At 51.0% G+C, this 26167-nt stretch carries 13 protein-coding genes, 2 tRNA genes, 3 rRNA genes and 1 pseudogene; 6 read left to right on the forward strand and 13 right to left on the reverse strand.

Annotation, left to right across the window (positions count from 1 at the left end; all coding sequences use genetic code 11):
- Positions 1-130: 130 nt before the first annotated feature.
- Positions 131-1494 (reverse strand): annotated as a pseudogene (gene shiA / locus JQN73_RS22245) (shikimate transporter).
- A 640-nt stretch (positions 1495-2134) separates the two neighbouring features.
- On the opposite strand from shiA, the gene JQN73_RS22250 reads away from it, so the two are divergent.
- Positions 2135-2902, forward strand: a complete 768-nt coding sequence (locus JQN73_RS22250; protein WP_205321068.1) for an IclR family transcriptional regulator C-terminal domain-containing protein — start codon at positions 2135-2137, stop codon at positions 2900-2902.
- A gap of 197 nt (positions 2903-3099) precedes the next feature.
- On the opposite strand, the gene JQN73_RS22255 is transcribed toward JQN73_RS22250, so the two are convergent.
- The 4 genes from JQN73_RS22255 to JQN73_RS22270 all read right to left on the reverse strand — a co-directional run bounded on the left by JQN73_RS22255 (position 3100) and on the right by JQN73_RS22270 (position 10928).
- Entirely contained in the window at positions 3100-4515 is a 1416-nt protein-coding gene (locus JQN73_RS22255) for an NCS2 family permease (protein WP_240162362.1), read from the reverse strand.
- 377 nt (positions 4516-4892) lie between these two features.
- Positions 4893-7385, reverse strand: coding sequence for a DEAD/DEAH box helicase (locus tag JQN73_RS22260; protein WP_205321069.1), 2493 nt, complete (start codon positions 7383-7385; stop codon positions 4893-4895).
- Between the two features lie 163 nt (positions 7386-7548).
- On the reverse strand, positions 7549-9903 hold the full coding sequence (locus JQN73_RS22265; RefSeq protein WP_205321070.1) for a DEAD/DEAH box helicase: 2355 nt from the start codon (positions 9901-9903) through the stop codon (positions 7549-7551).
- Positions 9904-10169: 266 nt separating this feature from the next.
- Complete coding sequence (locus tag JQN73_RS22270) at positions 10170-10928, reverse strand: SDR family NAD(P)-dependent oxidoreductase (protein ID WP_205321071.1); 759 nt, start codon at positions 10926-10928, stop codon at positions 10170-10172.
- 877 nt (positions 10929-11805) lie between these two features.
- On the opposite strand from JQN73_RS22270, the gene JQN73_RS22275 reads away from it, so the two are divergent.
- Together JQN73_RS22275 and JQN73_RS22280 are read left to right on the forward strand one after the other, a co-directional pair.
- Positions 11806-13197: an HdeD family acid-resistance protein gene (locus tag JQN73_RS22275; protein ID WP_205321072.1), complete on the forward strand. Its 1392-nt coding sequence runs from the start codon at positions 11806-11808 to the stop codon at positions 13195-13197.
- Between the two features lie 196 nt (positions 13198-13393).
- Positions 13394-13786, forward strand: coding sequence for a hypothetical protein (locus JQN73_RS22280; protein ID WP_205321073.1), 393 nt, complete (start codon positions 13394-13396; stop codon positions 13784-13786).
- Positions 13787-14140: 354 nt separating this feature from the next.
- On the opposite strand, the gene JQN73_RS22680 is transcribed toward JQN73_RS22280, so the two are convergent.
- Positions 14141-14272: a hypothetical protein gene (locus JQN73_RS22680; RefSeq protein ID WP_255542195.1), complete on the reverse strand. Its 132-nt coding sequence runs from the start codon at positions 14270-14272 to the stop codon at positions 14141-14143.
- Between the two features lie 64 nt (positions 14273-14336).
- Here JQN73_RS22680 and JQN73_RS22685 point away from each other — a divergent pair, with 64 nt between their 5' ends.
- Positions 14337-14468 (forward strand): hypothetical protein, encoded by a 132-nt coding sequence (locus JQN73_RS22685; protein WP_255542196.1) that lies wholly within the window; start codon positions 14337-14339, stop codon positions 14466-14468.
- A gap of 65 nt (positions 14469-14533) precedes the next feature.
- On the opposite strand, the gene rrf is transcribed toward JQN73_RS22685, so the two are convergent.
- The 5 genes from rrf to JQN73_RS22305 form a co-directional block, all read right to left on the reverse strand.
- A 5S ribosomal RNA gene (gene rrf / locus JQN73_RS22285) occupies positions 14534-14646 on the reverse strand.
- 177 nt (positions 14647-14823) lie between these two features.
- Positions 14824-17699: ribosomal RNA gene (locus JQN73_RS22290) — 23S ribosomal RNA — on the reverse strand.
- A gap of 374 nt (positions 17700-18073) precedes the next feature.
- Positions 18074-18149: transfer RNA gene (locus JQN73_RS22295), tRNA-Ala, on the reverse strand.
- 21 nt (positions 18150-18170) lie between these two features.
- Positions 18171-18247, reverse strand: a tRNA-Ile gene (locus JQN73_RS22300).
- Positions 18248-18337: 90 nt separating this feature from the next.
- A 16S ribosomal RNA gene (locus JQN73_RS22305) occupies positions 18338-19870 on the reverse strand.
- The 16S, 23S and 5S rRNA genes sit together here with 2 tRNA genes alongside, the layout of an rRNA operon.
- Before the next feature lie 936 nt (positions 19871-20806).
- Between JQN73_RS22305 and pgm the strand changes: the two genes are divergently transcribed.
- On the forward strand, positions 20807-22465 hold the full coding sequence (gene pgm / locus JQN73_RS22310; protein WP_205321074.1) for a phosphoglucomutase (alpha-D-glucose-1,6-bisphosphate-dependent): 1659 nt from the start codon (positions 20807-20809) through the stop codon (positions 22463-22465).
- 104 nt (positions 22466-22569) lie between these two features.
- A complete protein-coding gene (locus JQN73_RS22315; protein ID WP_240162363.1) occupies positions 22570-23745 on the forward strand; it encodes a PHB depolymerase family esterase in 1176 nt (391 codons plus the stop codon).
- A 101-nt stretch (positions 23746-23846) separates the two neighbouring features.
- On the opposite strand, the gene JQN73_RS22320 is transcribed toward JQN73_RS22315, so the two are convergent.
- Positions 23847-24536, reverse strand: a complete 690-nt coding sequence (locus JQN73_RS22320) for a GntR family transcriptional regulator (RefSeq protein WP_370551380.1) — start codon at positions 24534-24536, stop codon at positions 23847-23849.
- 167 nt (positions 24537-24703) lie between these two features.
- Positions 24704-26059, reverse strand: a complete 1356-nt coding sequence (locus JQN73_RS22325; protein ID WP_205321076.1) for a C4-dicarboxylate transporter DctA — start codon at positions 26057-26059, stop codon at positions 24704-24706.
- Positions 26060-26167 lie beyond the last annotated feature (108 nt).

A 26167-nucleotide genomic window follows, 5' to 3' on the forward strand; every position in this document is an offset into this window, starting at 1 on the left:
AAGGAGTTGGAGGAGACGGATTGACTATAACGCGCACTATTCAATGCACAATGCGTCTTTACAAACTCTTACAACCGCGACACATCGGCTAGACGGAAATCGTCAATGCCCTCTCCGCCGCCGTATCCGATCAAGAAATTTGCGCGTGACTTGTTCCAACCGGTTGAGGTTGAGTTTTATTGACTTTTGGCTGCGTTCCTCCGCTCATTTTCATCCGGGACGAGACAATTACCGAAATCAGACAACCACCGGCGAGATAAGCCGCTACAGCATGCCATGTGCCGTCTACGCCGAGCAGCGCCGTCGCAATGAAGGGCGTGAAGCCGCCGCACACTACGCTGGCAAATTGATAGCCAACACCGGCGCCGCTGTACCGATATTCGGCACCGAAAAATTGGGTGAACAAAGGCTGCTGAACGGCTACGACCATTCGTGCGCAATGTTTGCGAGCAGCACGGAGAAGATAACGATCCACACCACCGAGCGCGCTTCCATTGCGAGGAAAAACGGAATCGCGGAAAGCAGTCCGACCACCGCGCCGGTAACATATACGCGTTTCTGTCCGATCCGATCTGCTAATAGCGCGAAAGCCGGAATCGTGACGCAACTGATTGCACCGACCAACAAACTAATACCAAGGAACAAGTCACGCGACATGCCAAGATTTTTGGTCGAATACGCTAAGGCAAAGGCGGTGACGATATACATCGTGAACATTTCCGCCATCCGCAGGGCAATGATGAGCAAGAAGCTTTGGGGATGATTGCGCAATGCAGCCAACACCGGAATTTTTACCTTGTGCTCGCCTTTGATCCCTACCTTTTCAACGAACTCCTGAGACTCTTCCATCGTCGATCGAATCCAGACCGCGATGAAAACTAACAGGACGCTGATGAGGAACGGAATGCGCCAGCCCCACGACATGAAGGCATCGTTATCTAGCGTGTGCGTGAGAATTGAAACAATGCCGGTAGCCAAAACCAGACCGACCCCGTAACCGACCTGCACACCGCTGCTATAGAATGCTTTTTTTCCTTCTGGCGCACTTTCCACTGCCATCAGGGCTGCCCCGCCCCACTCGCCGCCGACAGCAAAACCTTGCAATGCGCGCAGCGAAACCAACGCCAAAGGCGCATACCAGCCAATGCTCGCGTAGGTCGGCAATAAGCCGATCAGCGCAGTCGATACACCCATCATGACCACTGTAATCACCAGCATGCGCTTGCGACCGAGTCGGTCCCCGAAATGCCCAAATACGATGCCGCCGAGGGGACGAAACAAAAAGCCCACACCAAATGTAGCGAACGCCGCAAGCGTGCCGGTGGTCGCACTAACATTGGGGAAAAATTGCGAATTAAAGACCAGTGCAGCGGTGATCCCGTAAAGTAAAAAATCGTACCAATCCACGACTGCGCCGACAAAGCTGCCAAGCGCTGCTTTTTTCGCTCTCCGGTCGGCTGCTAGCTGAGCCGCCGTAAGATTATTTGTTTTCATAGGGGTGTCTCCTTAATGATAAAAATGGGTCAATTTTTAACGTTTGATATCTGATTGTATGGGCCGTTTTACGCTTTTGCTGGTGGCCGATTCAGGGTATTTTCTTGTTTATTACGTACATTTTTTACAACAAAATATATCCAAATGGCATTCTAATGACATTTTTAGAAATGTACTAATTAACAACGCACTGGCGTCTTTGAAATGCATTCCACGAAAAGTCGATGGCATCGCGCATAATCACCCCAAAGAAACGACCGGAATTTCCTTCACCTTGTGGTCTCGCGCATTTAACTAAAAACGCAGCTTAGCGACTGAAATGGCGCTTTTTTTTGACGTTTGTTCGGCCACACGAAGTTGATATTGCTGCGGAAGCCAAGGTGCAGCGGTCTCTATGGTTTGTTGATTTTTCTGTTCTGATATCGATATTAGCGATAAAAAAGCCGAAATTCTATATACTCAATCTTTAAACGTGCGTTTAGCGCGCACTTGTGAGCGATAAACGAACGAAAATAAAGTTAAAATAATAGGATGGCAGAGCGATTTACTTATACCTAAAAATTGGATGCGAGATGGGTAGCTCGAATGCTTAGCGAAATTCTTTGCGGAAACACCTCATTAATTAAGGCGTCGCCTTTTTATGGATCAAAAGGATTTAAATAAACGCGACTGGATCGCCGGTCTGGATCGGGGGCTTGCGATACTGGAGGGTTTTGATAGCGACCATCCGCGTATGACTGCGACACAAGCTGCACAACGCACAGGACTTACCCGTTCAGCGGCGCGGCGCTATCTACTGACGCTGGAACACCTTGGCTATCTGTACAGCGATGGCAAACAGTTCGGTCTGACCCCGCGAGTGCTGAAAGTAGGATGGTCTTACTTCGATTCGGCGCAATTGCCGCGCACTTTGTTACCGTTCTTACAGCGCGCAACCGGGGCGATTAACGAAGCCGTGTATGTCAGTGTGCTGGATAATTGGGAACTGGTGTTCATTGCAAAAAACGGCACCACGCGGGTCATGACGACCGGCTTTGTGCTGGGTGCACGCACTCCCGCGCAACTCGCTTCACCTGGCATTATGCTGCTGGCATTTGAACCGGTCGAAAAGGTCAAAGCGTGGTTGGGCGCGTCGGTACTTGCGCCCTTTACACCTTTTACGATCACTGACAGCGAACGTCTTTACGTGGAAGTTGAAACCGCACGCGCAAACGGTTACGCGGTGGTGGAACAACAACTGCAAATTGGTGTGCGAGGGATCGCGCTGCCGTTAAAAAATAGGCACGGAGAGCTCATCGCTGCCTTGAGCGTTAGTCTGCCGATGGCACATGAAAGCCGTGAAAGTGCATTAGCGCGCGTTTTGCCGATCTTGCAGGCAACGGCAAACACCTTGATTAATCATTTGTAGCAGCCAACCGCAATGAGCTAGGTTGTTGCGTAGGGACTTGAAGTAAACTTATTGGCAACGGTTGGAACTGCGGCGGGAATGGGATTGGAACGGGGTTTGAACGAGGTTTGAATAGTAAGAGAGCTGCAGATTAATATTGGAATCAAGCCTCGGAAAAAATCGCTTTGCTCCGAGGCCCTAATGACAGGCCTGCGCCGCTAGATTGCCCAGCCGCCGCCATAAAACACCGCTAAGGCAAGCGCAATTGCGACTGTTCCAAATGTCAGTTTGCGATACTCGCCAGAGACAATTCGACCAATCACTAACGTGCAGAAGCCAAGCATAATGCCGGTGACGATATTGCAGGTCAGGACGATAAACACGGCACAGACCAACCCCGCCATGGCATCAACCGTATCTTCCATATGCATTTTGCTGATACTGCCGAGCATCAATAATCCGACATACATCAATGCGGGCGCAGTGGCGTAAGACGGTACCAGGCCTGCCAATGGTGAGAAGAAAATAACCAAAAGGAACAGCAAACCGACGACCACTGCAGTGAGGCCTGTTCTGGCGCCAGCTGCCGTACCGACGGTCGATTCGATATATGCAGCGGCGGGTGCGCCGCCAACGAAACCGGCAAATATTGAACTCAGTGAATCAGCTGTGAGCGCACGACCGCCGTTGCGAATGTAACCGTTTTCATTAACCTGACCGGCTTGACCGGCCACTGCGCGAATTGTACCTGTAGCGTCGAACACTGCGGTCATCACGAGCGCCAGTACACTCGGCAATACGGCCATGCTGAGGGCGCCTTTAATATCCATTGCACCGATCAATGAGGCGTGGCCGGGAGAGCTGAGCGCTGGCCATGCGAACACGCCGGTATATTTGACGGATGGATCAAATATTAATCCGATGATGGAAATGCCAATGACGACTAATAAAATGCCGCCTGGTACCCGACGCCGCTCAAGACCGAAGATAGCAGCCAGACCAACGATGCTCATAACTACTGGAAACGAGGTGATGTGACCAAGCGCCACGGGTAATCCCGGCGCAGCATTTTTGACCACCAGACCGACGTCGTTTGAAGCAATCAATAACAGGAACAAGCCGATACCGACGCCCGTTCCGTGAGCCACGCCAGCCGGCAAGTTTTGAAGAATCCAGGACCGCACGCCAGTGACCGAAATAGCGGTGAAGACCAAACCAGTCAGGAAAACCGCGCCCAGGGCGACAGATGGTGAGATGCCTTTTCCGAGGACCAGGCCAAACGCTGTAAATGCGGTCAACGAAATCGCGCAACCGACGGCGATGGGGAGGCGCGCCCAGAAACCCATGATGAGGGAGCCGAAAGCGGTAGTCAGACACACGGCCACAAATACCGCGCTTACATCAAATCCCGCCTTACCCAGCATGTCAGGCACGACAAAAACAGAATAGACCATTGCCAGAAAGGTGGTGATTCCAGCAATAATCTCACGGCGTTGAGTGCTTCCGCGCGCAGTAATCTGGAAATATTCGTCGATCCTGCCTATTCGGGATTCCGGTGCAGCAGCATGTGTGGTGTCAGCGCCGAGGGCATGACTACTGATTATCGGCGGTGACTGAAGTTGTTGGTCCATCATGATAAAGCGACTCCTTTATTGTCCTCTGGGAAGTATTCCTGCAATCGCAAGCCTATCGCCTCAGGGTGTCTCGTGTTATGTTTTTGATCGCCTTTGAATCGAGAACGAAAACTCGGTCAAAGGTCGCTCGTAAATTGGAATACGTCCAACAATGTCAGCTTATGGTAAGAAAAGTATCCGCTCCATCATGCCAGGTAAATAGCCGCCATTTGCATTTGCATATGCGGTTTGGGGGTCAGGCGCGGAAATGTGTCTCCAGTTATCCTTTCGCATAGGGAAAAAATACGAACAATTTGGATGACAAAAATCGTGTGGTGGACAGAGTTAAACTCTGAGTAAAAAAACAGCGTAAAAAACAGAGCGAAAAAAATGCCTTTTTAGTCTTCCCGCTCACCAGCCCCGTAGCGCAGCGGTGATAACATCAACTGTAAATCCTCCGCATTAAATTTGTGCGCCAGCGCCGCATCACTGCCGAGCACTCCTTCGGCCAGCGCAGCTTTGCGCGCTTGTAAATCCAGGATACATTCTTCGATACTGCCTTCAATTACCAATTTATACACAAACACAGTTTGTTCTTGTCCGATCCGATGCGCTCGGGATGTCGCTTGCTCTTCCACGGCCGGATTCCACCACGGATCCATATGAATGACGGTATCGGCAGCGGTGAGGTTGAGTCCGACGCCACCCGCCTTCAGGCTGATCAGCAAGATCGGTATGGTTTTGGTCTGAAATTGCGCAACCAACGCACCGCGCTTTCCGGGTGGCGTTTTGCCGGTCAGCGCGAGCCAGGGAATTTCTAAAAGATCAAGCTCCACCTGAAGCATACCGAGCAATTCTGTAAATTGCGAAAACACCAAAATCCGACGCCCCTCCGCGACCAGCGCTGGTAGCATATCCCGGAGCATGTCGAGCTTGGCGCGCTCCATGCCAGGGGAATGTTTGATGCCTTTCAGTAAGTAGGGATCACAGCAGACTTGACGCAGTTTAAGTAAAGCGTCGAGTATCGTGATCTGACCACCCGAAAATCCTTTGCGCTGCAAGACGCGCCGCACGTGCTCGTCAGCAGCCACTCGCACACTTTCGTAGAGGTCACGTTGATGGCCTTGTAACTGCAAACGTTTGATCGCTTCAATTTTGGCGGGTAATTCAGTGGCGACTTCATCCTTCCGTTTTCGCAATATGAAAGGTCGCACCCGCTGGGCCAGCATCTGCGCCCGTAACGATTCGCCGCCCACTTCAATCGGCCTACGCCACAAGCGCATAAAGCTACGCGCATCGCCCAGAAATCCGGGCATCAAAAAATCGAATTGCGTCCACAATTCACTCAGGTTGTTTTCTAGTGGCGTGCCGGTGATACATAAACGGTGACGCGCCCTGATTCGTCGCACGGCGTTCGCGCTGCGCGCCGCTGCATTCTTGACGGTCTGCGCTTCATCCAGAATCAGCATGTGAAAATCTTGCGCCTCCAACGCGGCTCTATCACGCCAGAGTAACGGGTAGGTTGTCAGGACGATGTCATGCTCGGCCATACGACAAAAATCCTGCTTTCTGTGCGGTCCTTGCAACGTCAGAACGCGCAAACTCGGTGCCATACGTTTTGCTTCAGCCTGCCAGTTGAAGATCAGCGAGGTGGGCAATACAATTAACGCCGGGCGATCCAGTCGGCCCGATTGCTGCTCGATCAGGAGGTGCGCCAGCGCCTGTGCAGTTTTCCCCAGCCCCATGTCATCGGCCAGGATACCGGCCAGATTTTGCGCACGCAAATATTGTAACCATGCCACGCCGTGCAACTGATAGGGCCGTAATGTGACGCCCAAACCAATTGGCGCGTCGACCTGTTGCGGGCCGCTTGTGAGTTGCAACCTTTGACCTAGCTCGCGAAGTCCGGCGTCTCCGCGTAGTTGCCAGTCACCGTGCTTGCCGGCACGTTGCCCTTGCGTATTCATCAGGTGCAAACGCATGGTGTCGAGACGATACGTATCCCAGGATGACAACCGCAACGGCCCTTCTTTACGAAGAGGATCAGTCAGCAAATCGAGCATGCTTCCTACAATCGCCTTCAGCGGAGCGGCTAATGCTTCAATTCGCTTTCCGTTTGGTGAACGCAACAGAATCACGGCATCGTCATCGATCAACGCGAGCTTGTGGGCGTCAAGCCAGCGCGCATCGCGCTGCAATAAGTTCGCCAACATCGGCGTCAAATCCAGCATCGCTCCGTCAAGCTCAATCCCTAACGTCAGCAACCACGACTCACCCGAAGGTTGACGCAACGCGGTCAAAGACGGCGTTCGATTTCGCATCTGCGAAATCACTTCTTTACTCAGTATTTCCCCGGTTTCCGTGCTTAGCGTGAGATGCCAGGCATCTACCGTTACGCTTTCGTGCGCGAAGCCAGGATGGACCACCACAGACCAGCCTTCGGCCTGTAAAACAGGTAATTGGTCAGCCCAGAAATCGCCAAAAAATTCTTCTTGTACCAGCGTCCAAAGCGCGTTGAATTCCTCCCCCTCCTTATCCGTGCGCCACTGTAAATTCTCGCCTGGCAGCGGATAAAGACCAGCATCCCAAACGCGATCCAGCGCATCCGCTTCTGCCGCCAAATCACGTCTCAGCAACGGTTGCCCCCCATCATTTTCCGCAAATTGCGATGATTTCGGGCGCCGGTTGATGAGCGCGGTCGGTGCCGGAGTTTCCCAATACAAACCTTGGTCGGTGGTATAGGTCCATGCGATGCGAACGATCGTTACCAGCCCGCCGCGTGGGCCAAACGGGCCGGAAGGTTTCATCCCTAACAGGCCATCGCCACGGCTTAAGGTCTGCAGCGTCAGCCGGGGCCGGAAGCGGCCTATCGATACGGGAGCAGGATTCATCGGTCTTGGACGGAAGTCTCGAAAGTCTCAGAAGCCCGGGCAGTCTGAATCGGCCCCAGCATTCAATCGCACACGTTGAGCGGACATTGCACCACTATCGGGTAAGCCCCAAACAACTGAAGCCCAACCCGATCTTTAATGGTTACAACCAACCTGTGCCGGATTACGCCGGTTTTGGACCTTTGCGATGTGCCTTAGGTTTTGCTTTAGCTGGATCAGAACGGTTGTTGAAATCGTTCTTATTTTTAAACGGTGGCTTGTCACTCAGCTTTTCACCAACACGTCGGTCACCGCCAGTTTTCGGTGCCGCAAAAGATTTGCTACCCGCAAATTTATCGCCGCCACCGGAGCGCTCACCCGCATGACTAATACGAAGTTGTTGACCAGCGACCCACACAGTTTTTAGATGTTCGAGCAGTTCTTTCGGCATGCCTTCCGGCAAATCCAGGGTGCTGTGATCATCAAATATTTCGATACGACCAATATGCTTGGAATCCAGGCTGGCCTCGTTGGCGATAGCGCCCACGATATTACCGGCCTTTACGCCATGCTCGGTACCAACTTCGATACGGAAACGCTCCATACCGGCGTCAGGTTTGCGATCATTGCGCTCTTTTTTTGGGAACTCGGATCGGGCAACGTGGCCCTCCGATTCAGGGCGCTCTTTACGTTCAAATCTTTCAGCTGGCGGACTATTTTCCCTTGCACTGGTGGCAGAAAAAGGTGCTCTTGACGCTGCCTGTGCTGGCGCTGGAGTGGACGATTTATGGGCAGAATCAGAGGCTCCGCCATCTGTACTAATGCGTAATTGCTGACCTGCTACCCATACCGTCTTGAGATGTTCAAGGAGCTCGCTCGGCAAGTCATTCGGCAAATCCAGAACACTATAGTTATCGAATATTTCGATGCGTCCGATATTTTTGGAATCTAACCCTGCCTCGTTGGCAATCGCGCCGACAATATTGCCGGGCTTAACACCATGCGTATGGCCCACTTCGATGCGGAAGGTTTGCATGCCGACATCGGTGCCGCGGTCGGTACGCTCTCTGCGCGGCGCTGCGGGGCGCTCGCTCCGTTCCGGGCGCTCAAATCGTTCCGGACGTTCTCCCCTTTCACCGCGGTCAGATCGCTCGAATTTACCAGCATGCGAAGAGCGCTCATCCGACCAGGAAGAGGCACTGGATGTCTCGCGCTGATTTTTGTCTATCAATAGAGGGACATTTCCACGCGCCATTTTGGCGAGTGCTGCAGCGATCTCAATCGCGGGAACATTGTTCTCGGTTTCGTATTCTTCGATAATGGTTCGAAATTGTTCCAACCCGCCAAGGGCCAGCATCTCACCTATCTGGGATTTGAACTTGGCAATCCGAACGTCGTTGACGGCTTGAATACTCGGCAATATTAGCGGTTCAATCGGTTGGCGGGTAGCGCGCTCAATCGCTTTCAGAAGGCTTTTCTCACGCGGTGTAATAAATAAGATCGCCTCCCCGCTACGTCCTGCGCGACCGGTGCGTCCTACGCGGTGTGTATAGCTTTCAGGATCATGCGGCACGTCATAATTGACGACGTGACTGATACGCTCCACGTCAAGGCCACGCGCTGCAACGTCGGTGGCGACCAGGATATCTATGCGACCATCTTTCAACTGTTGAATAGTGCGTTCACGTTGTGCTTGCTGGATGTCGCCATTGATGGCCGCAGCAGAAAATCCGCGCGCTTGTAACTTGCTGGCTAGTTCTTCTGTGCCCAATTTTGTGCGGGAAAAAATGATCATGCCATCAAACGTTTCGGCCTCCAGAATGCGGGTAAGAGCCTCCAGCTTTTGCATGCCACTCACCAACCAGTAGCGCTGACGAATGTTATCCGCAGTGCCCGTTTTGGCGACGATGGCGATCTCCGATGGATCGCGCAAATAGGTTTTTGCGATGCGTCTGATGACCGATGGCATCGTAGCGGAGAATAGCGCTGTCTGACGCGTCGCGGGCGTCTTCTGAAGAATATTTTCTACGTCGTCGATAAAGCCCATACGAAGCATTTCATCCGCTTCGTCCAGTACCAGGGTTTTCAGCTGAGACAAATCCAGCGTATTTTTATCTAAATGGTCAATCACTCGGCCTGGTGTGCCGACCACGACGTGGACGCCGCGGCGTAAAGCCCTTAACTGAGGCTCATAGCTTTGACCACCGTAAATAGGCAACACGTGAAAGCCGGGGATATGCGCGGCATACCGTTGAAATGCTTCCGCTACCTGAATGGCGAGTTCGCGCGTAGGCGCTAATACCAGCGCTTGCGGTGTTGTTTGTTTAATGTCAATACGCGACAGAATCGGGAGCGCAAATGCGGCGGTCTTGCCGGTTCCGGTTTGCGCTTGCCCCAACACGTCGCGGTTGGCTAAAAGGATCGGTATGGTGGCGGCCTGAATCGGCGACGGGGACTCATATCCGACTTCTTTCAGCACGCGCAGCAGCGGCTCACTGAGGTTCAAATCGGCAAATAAGGGAATAGGTGTTTCTGACATGATAACTCGCAAGTTTGCTCGAATCGCACTATGCGAAACAATGTAAGCGTAGTTTACTCTGTTGTAGCGTCACCGGGGCTTATTGCCGACAGGTATAAGACTTTGTCTACCCTATCTGTAAGCGTAATCCGGCGTAGCGCTGATACAACCACGCCGAAATCAGCATAATAGAGGCCATGCCCTTCTATGAAAGAAGCGCATGGTGTGGCGCCGGAGACTACTAATCTGATAGGTGCCAGTGCGCTGTCATTGCATCAGATTTCCGTTTATCTGGCTGTCCAGCCTCCGTCAACCACCAGATTTGCGCCAGCCATGAACGAAGATTCGTCGCTGGCAAGGAAAACGGCCGCCGCAGCGATTTCTTCCGGTGTTCCAAGCCGCTTGAGGACGGTCTCCTCCTCGAAAGTGCGGCGCATTGCCGCCGGGTTGGGATTGCTCGCAAAAACGTCTTCCAGCAATTGGGTGGTTGTCGGCCCTGGACATAAGCAATTAATGCGAATTTTTTCAGGACCATGATCGATCGCCATGGCCTTACTTAACATCACCACGCCGCCTTTTGAAGCACAATAAGCGGCTACCCCAGCCTCCCCCACTAACCCTAATTCGGAGGCAATGTTGACAATAACACCACCACCGCCGCTACGCATTATGGGAATGACTGCCTTTGAACAAAGAAAGACCCCCTTGAGGTTTACCCGCATCAGCCAGTCCCATTCTTCCTCGGAGGTTGACGTAACCGGTTTGGCAAACTCAACACCTGCGTTATTGATGAGGATGTCAATACGACCATACAAACGCAATACCCTTTGGGCGAGTTTTTTTACTTCACTTTCACAGCCGACGTCGGTTTTCACGAATTGCATGGGCGAATGTCCCTCCGCTGAGGGTGCGGAAACTTGTTCCGTTGCATCAACGATGTCGGCTATAACGACATGCGCTCCTTCACGTACAAAGCGCTGCGCAATTGCGAGGCCGATGCCGCGTTGTCCACCCGTGACGATCGCCACTTTGTTATGTAACTTCATCGAAATACCTTACGTATGGCAACATCGCAGTGTTCACCTGTTGGTTAATATGGCCTGCTGTGAATGGCACTGAGACCAAAAAGCAAAGCACGATTTTGATTGAGCAGAGTAGATAATTTTAAAAAGCGCGCTCCATCCAAAAGGAAGAAGCAAGCGATCAAATAGCTACCAGAATATGACTTTATTGTTGCAAGGAGCTTGCAAATAAGCTTGCAAAAACGTCAAATAAATTGATGCGAATATTTCCGATGTTGGAGATCCCTAAAGAAAATTCACTGGGCGCGTGCCATCAAACAGCCGAGGATTGGGGGATGGTTTTGGAACAACCGCCTGAATACTATACGGCGTTAAGGTGCGCCGACACAAGCCGCTCACAACATATTGAAATATTCTTAGCGGTCGATTTCGGCTTACCAACTTGGTTAAGGACGAAGGCGTAATGGCGACGTTCTGTAGTTCGAAAGCACTCCCCAAGATTGTCTCCCATCGGCTCTGGCCATGGTGCAGATCGCGTTCTCTTGCCAGATTGGTGGGGAGATAATTGCACACTTGCGGGTGACTATAGGCTTCTAAAATATCTTCAGGCGTTCAAAAAATTTGTAGATACAGTTGTTTTTTATAGACTACGCTTTTATTTGCGTAACTGAGATTTCTCCCGCCAACATGCGCACAATGCAGTACTCTTCAACTATGCAGAGCGCGAGCGCGGCAACATTGCATCAATGATCTTCATTCCAAACTCAGTTTAATCCTCACTTTTTTAGTATGAAATTTTCGCAGCGGTGAGTAAAAATGGGGTTTTAATTTCACTTAATTTTTTTTCGAAAAAACTTTTAGCAGAATAATTATTTAATCGAAAAAATAGGACCTGCTCCATATGATGAGGCTCGCGATGTTGCTGTTAGGCGCCGACTATCTGCGTAAGTGGTGGCGCACATTCAGGATTGTCGGCTGGCTCTGGATAGCGGCAGGTCTGGTCGTTTTTATCGATGCATTGGACGACGCCATGTATTTTCCGGTGACTTTCTTTGCCTGGTTACTGATAGTGGACGGTTTGTCGACACTGGCAGTAGCATGGACTGGAATCGGTGGGCAGCGAGTTTTACGCTATGTGAAAGGCGTCGCTTTTTTGTTCGCTGCAATACTTATCCTGGCCGGCCATCATCATGGCAATTTTATTCTTTCCATGATATTTGGCACCTTATTTCTGACAGATGGTCTGTTGCAGTCTCTTTCAGCCTGGGTGGTCCGTTATCCTCGCTGGCAGACTGCACTTTTAGGTGGTGCCATCGAAATTTTGCTGGCTGTTTTCTTTTATCAGCCCTACCCGACCCATTACGTCGGAACCGTTCCTTATTGCCTCGGGCTTGGATTATTTTTTAGCGGATGGAGCATGCTGATACTAGCTAACCGCGTACATCGTTTGCCGACGACTACCTTCGGGCATGTTATGCGCATGCAATTAAATGACGTTCAATGGCAGGATCGAAAATCATTAAGCGATGTTGACGCACCTTTAGATTGGGACGGACCGCCAGCCGAAAGTGAACACGCCCTTACCGTCCACGTCTGGACGCCCGTTGGGTCATCAAAGCAGCCGGGTTCAAGGCGATTAATCGTTGATCGCTATATCGCTTCGGTTGACGCCAATGGCGTTATCTCAACGGGACATGCCGCGCTTGAATCACAGGAAGGGATCTACATCAGCCTTTACCCCGGCGTCGAGATTGATCGCTCGCCCGACGATTTCAGCCGTCTGCTGAGAGCCACCCATGAAAACAATATACCTGGTTTATTCCAGCCGAATTATCAGACCGAATCGGACGCCTGGTGCGGGTCTACCATCAAGGTAAGAATACGTAACTATAGTCCGGACAGGCTACGCATATTTTGGGAAGAGTATAAAAAAGATACGACTTACAATCTCACTTATCGTAATTGCTCGAGCTCCGTTTCACGTGCTCTGGAAGCTGCGGTCGAAGGCGCAATCGGGCATTTACATGGCCCTCAGCAAGGCTGGACGCCGTTGGTGCGGATGCTGTTCACGCCAGAATTGTGGGTTGCTGCACAAATTCGCAAACGAGCCAGAACCATGGCATGGACGCCGGGGCTGACACTGGATTATGCGCGAGCGCTGAGCATGCTGGTGGATCCTCGGCCTCTTGGGTGGCTCAAAATGGCGCGTCTTGCCATCAAGCGGATGGCCCGATCCCGCAAGCGGTGGCGCGAGGAACGCTTATCGGTAAAGGAGCGAGTTGGTTCGCAGTAAAGTTAATTTAAAGCGGACCAAAATTCCGGGCCGCAATTTATATCATTCAGCACCAAAGCAGAATGCACAGGCAGAATGCGCGAAAGAGTAACCTCGTGTAACTGTACAAAGAGAAATGTAACGAAAGATACCAGACATACTTCCCGCAACTTTGCTTCGTATAATTCAAGGACCCAAACCAGTTCTGGAGTTCATCATGAAGCTTCCGCTTAGCGTAGCAACGATCATCGCTCGTAAGTTTTGCACAACGTATTCGTTACCGGAAAAATATCATTCGAACGCAGATATGGTTGTCAAAAATGCGCCCCCTCCTCCAAAATTAGAGCCAACTCCGACCCCGCGCACCGGCTTAATCTGGATACCGGGCATGTGGCAATACGTGGAAGGTTGGTACGCCTGGCAGGCTGGTAGCTGGGAACTAAACCGGGAAGGACAACATTATGTGCATGCGCAATGGTTGCAGTCTCCTAAGGGCTGGCAACTTACATTAGGCCACTGGATGCAGTCGGCCGAGGAAAAATTGCCAGTTGATGTCGATAACAAGTCTAGCGCAGCTATTCCATATGACCCGCTTGCGGCTTATCGCTAACGTAAAAGTGGTGAACATCACTTTTCAATGGCGTTCGAAAATCTGCTACACAGTGCTGAACCTTCGCGAATCCTGCGGCGTCCCCGGTAAAAAACGAGGATAAACGCAGAAGCGATTACCGGTTTGCGCCCAGTTTCATTGATGCGTCACTATACTGGCGCTGATATCCCAATTTATCAACTAATGTCAGGCTACATAAGAGCGCCTCCCCATTCGCACCGGGCTTAAGCGATCTTAATGATACCGACCGTCTCCCAGACACATGATAAAAAAGAGTGCACGGTGATCCCGCGTTGCTCTCTCAGTACACTGCGCATTGTAGGGGGAGTTCACCATCACGACGCGTCCAGCCACTTAGTGTGGCCGATACGGCCCAACGATCATAGTGACAACGATCATCCATAAGCGCTTGATGATCAGAGCGCCCGATAATTCCGAGTGACTGTCTTCGATAGATGTCCCCTTGTTATAGGCGGACATCATCATTCCGAATCTCGGTAAGCGTTTCTTGACGTGCTCAAGGACGGCCTATCTTTTGATGACATCTTTGATGATTTTAATATTGCTGTGCGATATTCCGATCCGCCGGATGGGTAGCGTTCTAGGGGATGCTGTGCTGGCGGGTACTGTGCTGTGCTGGCGGGTGCTGTGCTGTGCTGTGCCGTGCCGTGCCGCAGTATAAGTGCTAAATCGATTCCACCAAGCAAAAACCCTCCCCGATTTCTCGGAGAGGGTTTTCTAATAAGAGCCTGACGATGACCTACTTTCACACTGGTTGCAGCACTATCATCGGCGCAAAGTCGTTTCACGGTCCTGTTCGGGATGGGAAGGGGTGGTACCAACTCGCTATGGTCATCAGGCATAAACTGTAGTGTCATTTGTTCCCAATAGGGCAACAAACAACGCAATCTAGAAGAAGTAAAGGTCTTGTTTCTTGTGCGATGCTGACAAGGGTATGTCGGCACCGCACTGGGTATGATTGCACTTTTCAGGCAAACACATATCTCATTAGCTTACCCACAACCTGCTAAGGTTATAGGGACAAGCCTCACGGGCAATTAGTACTGGTTAGCTTAACGTATTACTACGCTTCCACACCCAGCCTATCAACGTCCTGGTCTCGAACGACCCTTTAGGGGAATCTAGTTCCCGGGAAATATCATCTCAAGGCAAGTTTCCCGCTTAGATGCTTTCAGCGGTTATCTCTTCCGAACTTAGCTACCCGGCAATGCCACTGGCGTGACAACCGGTACACCAGAGGTTCGTCCACTCCGGTCCTCTCGTACTAGGAGCAGCCCCCTTCAAATTTCCAACGCCCACGGCAGATAGGGACCAAACTGTCTCACGACGTTTTAAACCCAGCTCACGTACCACTTTAAATGGCGAACAGCCATACCCTTGGGACCGGCTACAGCCCCAGGATGTGATGAGCCGACATCGAGGTGCCAAACTCCCCCGTCGATATGAACTCTTGGGAGGAATCAGCCTGTTATCCCCAGAGTACCTTTTATCCGTTGAGCGATGGCCCTTCCATACAGAACCACCGGATCACTATGTCCTACTTTCGTACCTGCTCGACTTGTCAGTCTCGCAGTTAAGCACGCTTATGCCATTGCACTAACAGCACGATGTCCGACCGTGCCTAGCGTACCTTCGAACTCCTCCGTTACACTTTGGGAGGAGACCGCCCCAGTCAAACTGCCTACCATGCACTGTCCCCGATCCGGATAACGGACCAAGGTTAGAATCTCAAACAAACCAGGGTGGTATTTCAAGGTTGGCTCCACGCAAACTAGCGTTCACGCTTCAAAGCCTCCCACCTATCCTACACAGATTGGTTCAAAATTCAATGCAAAGCTACAGTAAAGGTTCATGGGGTCTTTCCGTCTAGCCGCGGGTAGATTGCATCATCACAAACATTTCAACTTCGCTGAGTCTCGGGAGGAGACAGTGTGGCCATCGTTACTCCATTCGTGCAGGTCGGAACTTACCCGACAAGGAATTTCGCTACCTTAGGACCGTTATAGTTACGGCCGCCGTTTACTGGGACTTCAATCAAGAGCTTGCACCCCATCATTTAATCTTCCAGCACCGGGCAGGAGTCACACCATATACGTCCACTTTCGTGTTTGCATAGTGCTGTGTTTTTATTAAACAGTCGCAGCCACCTTTTTATTGCAGCCCTTTCACCCTTCTGGCGCGAGCCAGTCAAGCTACCGGGGCGTACCTTATCCCGAAGTTACGGTACAAATTTGCCGAGTTCCTTCTCCCGAGTTCTCTCAAGCGCCTTAGAATACTCATCTCGCCCACCTGTGTCGGTTTGCGGTACGGTCTCGTGTGACTGAAGCTTAGAGGCTTTTCTTGGAACCACTTCCGATTGCTTCACGAATAAATTCGCTCGTCTCAACCCCTTGAATTACGCTGCCGGATTTGCCTAACAGCCTTCTCTGAGCCAAAAACCGACTATTCCAACAGTCGGACAACCTTCCGCGATCCGTCCCCCCATCGCATCACACGACGGTGCAGGAATATTAACCTGCTTCCCATCAGCTACGCATCTCTGCCTCGCCTTAGGGGCCGACTCACCCTGCTCCGATGAACGTTGAACAGGAAACCTTGGGCTTACGGCGTGGAGGCTTTTCACCCCCATTATCGCTACTCATGTCAGCATTCGCACTTCTGATACCTCCAGCATCCTTTACAAGACACCTTCGCAGGCTTACAGAACGCTCTCCTACCATATCAATAAATTGATATCCGCAGCTTCGGTGACTGGCTTAGCCCCGTTACATCTTCCGCGCAGGACGACTCGATCAGTGAGCTATTACGCTTTCTTTAAAGGATGGCTGCTTCTAAGCCAACCTCCTGACTGTTTTAGCCTTCCCACTTCGTTTGCCACTTAGCCAATCTTTGGGACCTTAGCTGGCGGTCTGGGTTGTTTCCCTCTTGACGTCGGACGTTAGCACCCGGCGTCTGTCTCCCAAGCTCGCACTCATCGGTATTCGGAGTTTGCAATGGGTTGGTAATTCGCAATGAACCCCTAGCCATAACAGTGCTCTACCCCCGATGGTGATACTTGAGGCACTACCTAAATAGTTTTCGGAGAGAACCAGCTATTTCCAAGTTTGTTTAGCCTTTCACCCCTACCCACAGCTCATCCCCTAATTTTTCAACATTAGTGGGTTCGGACCTCCAGTGCGTGTTACCGCACCTTCATCCTGGCCATGAGTAGATCACTTGGTTTCGGGTCTACACCCAGCGACTGAACGCCCTATTCGGACTCGATTTCTCTACGCCTTCCCTATACGGTTAAGCTTGCCACTGAATGTAAGTCGCTGACCCATTATACAAAAGGTACGCAGTCACGGAACAAGTCCGCTCCTACTGTTTGTATGCACACGGTTTCAGGATCTATTTCACTCCCCTTCCGGGGTTCTTTTCGCCTTTCCCTCACGGTACTGGTTCACTATCGGTCGATTACGAGTATTTAGCCTTGGAGGATGGTCCCCCCATGTTCAGACAGGATTACACGTGTCCCGCCCTACTTGTCGCACACTTAGTTCCACACCACCGATTTCATGTAAGGGGCTATCACCCTCTATGGCCACTATTTCCAGAGTGTTCCATTATCGCTGATGCTAAATCGTGCAGGCTGTTCCCATTTCGCTCGCCACTACTCTGGGAATCTCGGTTGATTTCTTTTCCTGTAGCTACTTAGATGTTTCAGTTCGCCACGTTCGCCTTGCAACCCTATGTATTCAGGTTGCAATACCCATAAAGGGTGGGTTTCCCCATTCGGAAATCTGCGGATCAAAGCCTGTTTGCTGGCTCCCCGCAGCTTATCGCAAGCTACTACGTCCTTCATCGCCTGTAATCGCCAAGGCATCCACCATGTGCACTTATTCACTTGTCCCTATAACGTTAGCTTCTAAACGCGTTCACGCTTAAAAACCGGTCATAGTATTATTACTTATGAGTATTACTTTAGCGTTTGCCGTATCCAAAGTGTTTTCGCATTTGTCTGCAACTATTACTAGCGCAGACTCTTTTGAGAACTCTTTAATACTTTTTTGATTTGATACAATCATACCCATCCACAATGCTGTCGCACTGCGGACGAATTCTTTACTTCTTCTAAATTGTTAAAGAACAAACAGCCAATGATCGTCTAAAGATCAAACCTAAATCCCTTTTTATTTCACCCTATAACGCGCATGAAATACTGACTTAGGTTTGATTTTTACTTCTACTGATTGCCCCTGCGTTGTGCCGGGTCAAACGTAAATATGGTGGAGGCTAACGGGATCGAACCGATGACCCCCTGCTTGCAAAGCAGGTGCTCTCCCAGCTGAGCTAAGCCCCCATAAATCGTACATCTATCACGTGGTGGGTCTGGTTGGGCTCGAACCAACGACCCCCGCGTTATCAACACGGTGCTCTAACCAACTGAGCTACAGACCCGTCCTGATTAGCACCTACCTAATGATGACTGTTCTTCTTCTAACTAACACACCGATAAGTGTGGACGCTTAATGTCCGTGCAAACTCTAGAAAGGAGGTGATCCAGCCGCACCTTCCGATACGGCTACCTTGTTACGACTTCACCCCAGTCACGAATCCCACCGTGGTAAGCGCCCTCCTTACGGTTAGGCTACCTACTTCTGGTGAAACCCGCTCCCATGGTGTGACGGGCGGTGTGTACAAGACCCGGGAACGTATTCACCGCGACATGCTGATCCGCGATTACTAGCGATTCCAACTTCATGTAGTCGAGTTGCAGACTACAATCCGGACTACGATACACTTTCTGGGATTAGCTCCCCCTCGCGGGTTGGCGGCCCTCTGTATGTACCATTGTATGACGTGTGAAGCCCTACCCATAAGGGCCATGAGGACTTGACGTCATCCCCACCTTCCTCCGGTTTGTCACCGGCAGTCTCATTAGAGTGCCCTTTCGTAGCAACTAATGACAAGGGTTGCGCTCGTTGCGGGACTTAACCCAACATCTCACGACACGAGCTGACGACAGCCATGCAGCACCTGTGTACTGGTTCTCTTTCAAGCACTCCCTGATCTCTCAAGGATTCCAGCCATGTCAAGGGTAGGTAAGGTTTTTCGCGTTGCATCGAATTAATCCACATCATCCACCGCTTGTGCGGGTCCCCGTCAATTCCTTTGAGTTTTAATCTTGCGACCGTACTCCCCAGGCGGTCTACTTCACGCGTTAGCTGCGTTACCAAGTCAATTAAGACCCGACAACTAGTAGACATCGTTTAGGGCGTGGACTACCAGGGTATCTAATCCTGTTTGCTCCCCACGCTTTCGTGCATGAGCGTCAGTGTTATCCCAGGGGGCTGCCTTCGCCATCGGTATTCCTCCACATCTCTACGCATTTCACTGCTACACGTGGAATTCTACCCCCCTCTGACACACTCTAGCCTTCCAGTCACAAATGCCATTCCCAGGTTAAGCCCGGGGATTTCACACCTGTCTTAAAAAACCGCCTGCGCACGCTTTACGCCCAGTAATTCCGATTAACGCTTGCACCCTACGTATTACCGCGGCTGCTGGCACGTAGTTAGCCGGTGCTTATTCTTCAGGTACCGTCATTAGCCCCAGGTATTAACCAAGACCGTTTCTTCCCTGACAAAAGAGCTTTACAACCCGAAGGCCTTCTTCACTCACGCGGCATTGCTGGATCAGGCTTGCGCCCATTGTCCAAAATTCCCCACTGCTGCCTCCCGTAGGAGTCTGGGCCGTGTCTCAGTCCCAGTGTGGCTGGTCGTCCTCTCAGACCAGCTACTGATCGAAGCCTTGGTGAGCCTTTACCTCACCAACTAGCTAATCAGATATCGGCCGCTCTGATAACGAGAGGTTCTTGCGAATCCCCCTCTTTCCCCCGTAGGGCGTATGCGGTATTAGCTAATCTTTCGACTAGTTGTCCCCCATTACCAGGCACGTTCCGATATATTACTCACCCGTTCGCCACTCGTCAGCGGAGCAAGCTCCCTGTTACCGTTCGACTTGCATGTGTAAGGCATGCCGCCAGCGTTCAATCTGAGCCAGGATCAAACTCTTCAGTTTAATCTCTGTTTTGTGGCATTGCTGCCTAGCATCGCTGCTATCGCTCACTCAAAATACTGACAGGCTACTTCTCAGATTTGACTCTGCGAAATATCCTATTTTTCTTCTTTTGTGAACATTTAATGTTTTAAGTTATACGCCAATGACCGAAGTCATTGCCGCTGCACTTTCATTAAACGCCCACACTTATCGGCTGTTAATTGTTAAAGAACTGTCTCTGTTTTGCGCCACACCGTAGTGTTCGCAGCACCAACAAATCGTTTTGTTTGTCAGCAGCAGAGAGATGAGATTATGTAGCGTTTCGAGCTTTTCGTCAACTTCTTTTTAAATCATTTTTTTCAACAATTTAAAACCAAATCAACTCCTTCTACCACTCAAAACACCCCACTTTACAACCTCGTTCTATCGTCCACTTCGCCCTCAAAACCGCTTGCGCTGTTTCGTGTATTTCGCGTCGTTTTCAACAGAGGCCGAACTATAGCAACACATCTCTAAGCTGGCAAGCGCTTTTATAACAATTTTTAAAGATTTTTGAAAAGAGTAAATGTCATCCGTTTTTACGCTTGTCAGGGTCAGATATAAAACCCAAATCGCGAGGGCCTCCGTTAAGCAAATGGGACCGAATAAATGACGTTATCGCAACCGGCACTCCAACCCTCTTGAACTGTTTTTGCCAGGCGGCGTCTACTTCGATTACATACGTTCTTAACAATGCATGTCGGCCTTAGTGCGTGCCGCCGACTTGCGTATATATAGAGGCCGAATATATAGGCCGAAATATATGTAAGACCGCAATGATCGCCGCCCCACAAAACAAGTGCAGGATACTTTTCAAACTCGTTACTAAAAATGCAATATAGTATGGCGGATACTTCCCTGCGCGCCAGCCTACGAAGAGCGTAAGGGTCTGCAACCCTCTCAATACAGGATAGCATCATGAATATTAGTCCTCTTGCCGGCAAGCTAGCCCCGCCTGACTCGCTAGTTAGCATACCTAGACTGATCACAGCGTATTACAGCAACTGCCCTGATCCTCACGAGGTCGCACAGCAAGTTGCCTTTGGCACCTCCGGCCATCGAGGCTCTTCCTTACAAAACACTTTCAATGAATGGCATGTACTGGCGATCACGCAAGCCATTTGCCAGTACCGCAAGCAACAGAACATCAACGGGCCGCTATTTCTCGGGATCGATACACATGCGCTTTCTGTTCCCGCTGCAGCCAGCGCCCTGGAGGTGCTAGCTGCGAATGGTGTGGACGTTATGCTTGCTGACGGCGATGAATACACGCCGACCCCGGCTGTTTCGCACGCGATACTGACCTATAACCGCGGTCGCACAACCGGTCTCGCTGACGGCATCGTTGTCACGCCGTCCCATAATCCTCCCGATAACGGGGGCTTTAAATACAATCCACCGAATGGCGGACCGGCCGATACCAACGTTACCAATTGGATACAAGCATCCGCTAACGACCTTATGAAAGCCGGTTTGCAGGGCGTGCGACGCATGACTTTTGAGAAAGCGTTATTCGCTCCTACTACCCATCGCTACGACTACCTTCATCAGTACATCGCCGACCTGGGTAACGTCATCGACATGGACGTAATACGTTATTCCAATGTTCGCGTCGGCGTCGACCCACTTGGCGGCGCCGGAGTGCATTACTGGCCGCACATCGCCGAACATTACCGCATCAACCTGACGGTGGTGAGTGAGACAGTGGACCCCACCTTCAGTTTCATGACGCTTGATTGGGACGGAAAGATTCGCATGGACCCGTCGTCACCGTACGCCATGCAGCGTCTGATCGATATCAAGGATCGCTTTGATGTCGCTTTTGCTTGCGATACCGATCATGATCGGCACGGAATAGTTACCCGTTCGCATGGTTTGATGCCGCCAAATCATTATTTGGCGGTTGCGATCGATTACCTGTTCCGGCATCGCCCTCAATGGCGGCAGGAGACCGGGGTGGGAAAAACGGTGGTAAGCAGTCAAATGATTGATCGCGTATGTAATTCACTTGGCCGCCGGATGGTTGAGGTACCAGTCGGCTTTAAGTGGTTTGTCGACGGTCTTTTTGATGGTTCTCTTGGCTTTGGTGGCGAAGAAAGCGCAGGGGCTTCCTTTTTGCGTCTCGATGGTGGCGTCTGGAGCACAGATAAGGACGGTCTGACACCAGCATTGCTGGCAGCTGAAATAACCGCGCGAACCGGCAACGATCCTGCACAAGCCTATCAAAAGCTGGCCGAGCAATTCGGGGACCCGGTGGCTGACCGGATCGAAGCGCCTGCTAGCTCAGCGCAAAAAACTGCACTGGCAGCGCTTTCCCCGCAACAAATCCACTCGACGGACCTGGCTGGAGAAAAAATCACTAGCATCCTGACCCAGGCGCCCGGCAATAACGCAGCAATCGGTGGCTTGAAGGTTTGCACAGAAAACGGTTGGTTTGCTGCGCGCCCCTCTGGCACCGAGGAAATCTACAAAATTTACGCAGAAAGCTTTCGGGGGAACGACCATCTACAGCAAATCATTGAGGAAGCGCAAACCATTGTCGATACGGCGCTTGGGGTTGCGCCATGGAAAAAGTAACTTTCGCTGACTATTTAGCCGACGGGAGACGCTTGAATTTGCACAAGTAACGGCGCCCCCGCAAATCCATTACACTAAAAGCTCTTTTATTCGGTCAATCTACTATGCTAAAAGCTCTCAGCAGATTATGGTTGCGCAGCGTTAAGAAAATCAGCAAAGCGCAACAAAGCCAAAGTAAAAAATTGGTCAAGACGCTCCTTGCGCCACCCGCCCCATTAAAGCGCAAACCCGCTAAGCCGGCCTTCAAGACTGGCGCTCCTGTTGCGAAACGGAAGATAAGAACGCCTGCCGCGAGCAAAACAGGGGTCAAAGGCCCGCAGAAGGTGCCAGCAAACACAAACGCAGAATTACCCGGGCGCTGGCTGCCTTTTTATTACCTGTCTACCAAGGAAGGCGCTACGACTGCGCGCCGACGTATGCAGTATTGGCTGTATTTACCAGCCAGTGCAGGCGCTTCCTCAGCTGCACTTCCTTTAGTCGTCATGCTGCATGGCTGTAACCAAAATGTCGACGACTTTGTACGCGGTACCCGAATGAATCAATTAGCCGAGAAACAGGGCTTCGCTGTGTTATATCCACAGCAATCTTACAGCTCGCATATCAAGCGTTGTTGGAATTGGTATAGTCGCGAAACGCAGGCGGGGGGTGGCGATGCTAAACGCATTGCTGCCATTATCAACGTTGTGGCTGATAAACATCCAATCGACAAAACGCGCATATATATAGCGGGTCTGTCTGCCGGGGCGACGATGGCATCGATCGTCGCGGTCAATTATCCGCATTTGATTACGGCGCTGGGCGTCCATTCTGGCACGGTTTTCGGCGCTGGGCACTCGATCATCGGCGCTTACGGCGTGATGCAACGGGGCGCGCTTAAAAGTCTTCCTGACACTATTGCAAATATCGCTCAGAAATATCCGGTGTTTCCTACAATGCCGGTGATGCTCATTCAGGGTTTACAGGACAATGTTGTACGCCCTATTAACACGGTGCAACTGACGCAACAATTTAAAGCCTTGAACAGGGTAGATGAAGGCACCAAAGTCCGCATTACCACGATGGCCGCAAGTGAGCCCGATAGCAAAAATCCGCACAGCTCTTACACCATGCAGGAATACTATCAGGCAGAACATTGTTTGATCAGAGTCTGTGAAATTCCCGCTTTGGGGCATGCATGGAGCGGTGGCGACTGCTCGTTACGATATAACGCATGTGAAGGTCCCGACGCAACGCAGATGTTGTGGGATTTTTTTAAGAATCAGCGGCGTGCTGCCGTCTAATGTCGTTCCCGTGCCGGATGTGGGGTCTGAATTGCCACGACGGCAGCGAGCGCAGAATAAATCCACGAAGCGCCAGTCGATAGTCACTTTCGCCACGTTCTCTAAGCCAGAAGCGCCTTGATAAAATCCTTTTTATCACTTTCCGGCTGTCTCTCGAATTGCAAGGCCGACTCAACATGGTGAAGGTGGTGCTTCATTAATTGCACCGCTTTTTCAACGTCGCCTGCTTTGGCCGCCGCAATAAAAGCCAGATGTTCATCTGATGAACAAACTGCATCCCGCGTGGACTGATATAACATGGTAATGAGTGAACTTCGACCTGCCAGCTTCACCAAAATATCGGTAAGAAGCTGATTGCCTACCGTCTTTGCCAACAGAATATGAAAATCACTCAATAGCTTGGACCGAGTCTGCGGATTTTCCTTCGATAGCGCGTCGCGCTCTTGCTCTAGATGCCGGTCGATCTCCAGGTAGTTATCCGGTCCGGCCTTTGCCACGAATTCACGTACCATCGCCTCCTCAAGAATGCGTCGCACGAAAAACAGCTGGCGCGCCTCTTCTTCGGTGGGTTGACTGACAAACGCACCTTTGTCCGGTACCAAGTCTATCAACTTGTCTTTGGCGAGCATGACCAGGGCGGCACGAATCTTGGTGCGACTGACTGAATACAGCTTTGCTAGTGCTTCTTCACGCAATTTTGTTCCGGGCGGGAGCCGCTGCTCTGCGATCGCCATTGCAATATCTGCGGCGATTTCATCCGAACTATCGGAAATGACTGGGCTCGAAGGCATGTTCATGATGTGACTTGACCTTAAAAGCGCAAAAGTGATGCAAAGTCGGAAATTGTACTAGAAAATAGTTTGCCAGCCCAAAACGCCGTCCGCCGAAATCACCGGAAACGTGATTCGACAGACATATTTTTGAACGCAGGCGCTTTTTTACAGCTTCGCTACTTTGTTTAGTGCTCGGCACGCAAATGCAAATTAGCCGGAGTTCTCCCCTCCTCAACCAAATTATCGCGATTTTTTTGCTCGTCGTAGGCCTTGATCGCTGCCAGGTCACCGTTTAATACCGCATGCGCCCGGGCTCTATCAATATCTTTTTCCCATACCGCCACAACCACCGTGGCGACACAATTACCTAGCAAATTACCTAATGCGCGGGCAATACCCATAAACCAGTCGACTGAGAGTACCAGCACCAGACCGACCACCGGAATAGCAGGAATCGCAGACAATGTCGCCGCAAGAATCACAATCGCTGAGCCAGGTACGCCGTGGGCCCCTTTTGACGTAATCAAGGCTACCGCCAAAATGGCCAATAAGTCCGTGAACGCCAGGTGGGTATTGGTTGCCTGAGCAATAAAGACCGCCGCGAGGGTCAGATAAATCGAAAACGCGTCCAGATTAAATGAATAACCAGTCGGAATAACCAATCCGACGGTCGAATCTTTGATGCCCATGTATTCCAGCTTTTTCATAATCTGCGGCAGCACTGCATCCGAGGATGCAGTGGCCAAAACTACCATCAACTCTTCACGTAGATATTTAATCAGTTTAAAAATACTGAATCCCGTGAGTCGCAGGATCGTCCCCAGAATGGCAAACACAAATATCACAACCGCAACGTAAAAGAGCGCGACCAGATAGCCGAGCTGCTCTAACGAGCCAATGCCATATTTACCTACGGTAAAAGCGATTGCACCAAACACTCCCAGCGGGGCCAGCTTGATGATGAATGACATGCACTTAAAAAATGCGGCAGACATGCTGTAGACGATCGTGACGAGCGGCGCGGCTTTTTCGCCAATCAACGATAAGGCGCAACCAAAAATAATGGAAAACAGCAGCACTTGTAATACGTCACCGGACGTGAACGCGCTGACCACCGTATCAGGAATGATTTTCATCACAAAATCACCGAAGCCCGCACCCCTTACTTTATTCGCAGTTTGAACGTAGGTTCCTAGTGACGTGGCGTCCAGCGATCCCACATCAATATTCATTCCCGCGCCAGGATGGAAAACAAACGCTAGCAATAAACCCAATGCCAGCGCTATAAACGTCACCGCCTCAAAATAAATCAACGCCTTCAGCCCTACCCGTCCGACCTTTTTCAGTTCGCCGGCCCCGTAAATACCTTGCACCACGACACAGAACACAATCATGGGAATGATCATTTTGACCAGCTTAATGAAGCCATCCCCAAGCGGTTTCATACTTTCGCCAAACTTGGGATACAACACCCCAACGATGATGCCGAGCACCAGGCCGATGACGACCTGACCAAAAAGTGATTTATACAAGCGCTGCATATTTGTCTCCTAGGAACTAGAAATAATAGTTTTTTTCGTTTAGATCTTGCCACTATCGCATCATTAGAGGGACGATGGATTGTGACTGCCTGACACACAATATAGTGC

This window comes from Glaciimonas sp. PAMC28666 (assembly GCF_016917355.1).
Classification (GTDB): Bacteria; Pseudomonadota; Gammaproteobacteria; order Burkholderiales; family Burkholderiaceae_D; genus Glaciimonas.

Bases quoted from the DNA above. Each gene is read 5' to 3' on its own strand.
- JQN73_RS22315 (WP_240162363.1), top strand. From the start codon at position 22,570: ATGCTAAAAGCTCTCAGCAGATTATGGTTGCGCAGCGTTAAGAAAATC.
- JQN73_RS22685 (WP_255542196.1), top strand. From the start codon at position 14,337: ATGATTTTAATATTGCTGTGCGATATTCCGATCCGCCGGATGGGTAGC.
- JQN73_RS22270 (WP_205321071.1), bottom strand. From the start codon at position 10,928: ATGAAGTTACATAACAAAGTGGCGATCGTCACGGGTGGACAACGCGGC.
- JQN73_RS22280 (WP_205321073.1), top strand. From the start codon at position 13,394: ATGAAGCTTCCGCTTAGCGTAGCAACGATCATCGCTCGTAAGTTTTGC.
- JQN73_RS22265 (WP_205321070.1), bottom strand. From the start codon at position 9,903: ATGTCAGAAACACCTATTCCCTTATTTGCCGATTTGAACCTCAGTGAG.
- JQN73_RS22320 (WP_370551380.1), bottom strand. From the start codon at position 24,536: ATGCCTTCGAGCCCAGTCATTTCCGATAGTTCGGATGAAATCGCCGCA.
- JQN73_RS22325 (WP_205321076.1), bottom strand. From the start codon at position 26,059: ATGCAGCGCTTGTATAAATCACTTTTTGGTCAGGTCGTCATCGGCCTG.
- JQN73_RS22680 (WP_255542195.1), bottom strand. From the start codon at position 14,272: ATGATGATGTCCGCCTATAACAAGGGGACATCTATCGAAGACAGTCAC.
- JQN73_RS22260 (WP_205321069.1), bottom strand. From the start codon at position 7,385: ATGAATCCTGCTCCCGTATCGATAGGCCGCTTCCGGCCCCGGCTGACG.
- JQN73_RS22275 (WP_205321072.1), top strand. From the start codon at position 11,806: ATGATGAGGCTCGCGATGTTGCTGTTAGGCGCCGACTATCTGCGTAAG.
- JQN73_RS22255 (WP_240162362.1), bottom strand. From the start codon at position 4,515: ATGATGGACCAACAACTTCAGTCACCGCCGATAATCAGTAGTCATGCC.
- pgm (WP_205321074.1), top strand. From the start codon at position 20,807: ATGAATATTAGTCCTCTTGCCGGCAAGCTAGCCCCGCCTGACTCGCTA.
- JQN73_RS22250 (WP_205321068.1), top strand. From the start codon at position 2,135: ATGGATCAAAAGGATTTAAATAAACGCGACTGGATCGCCGGTCTGGAT.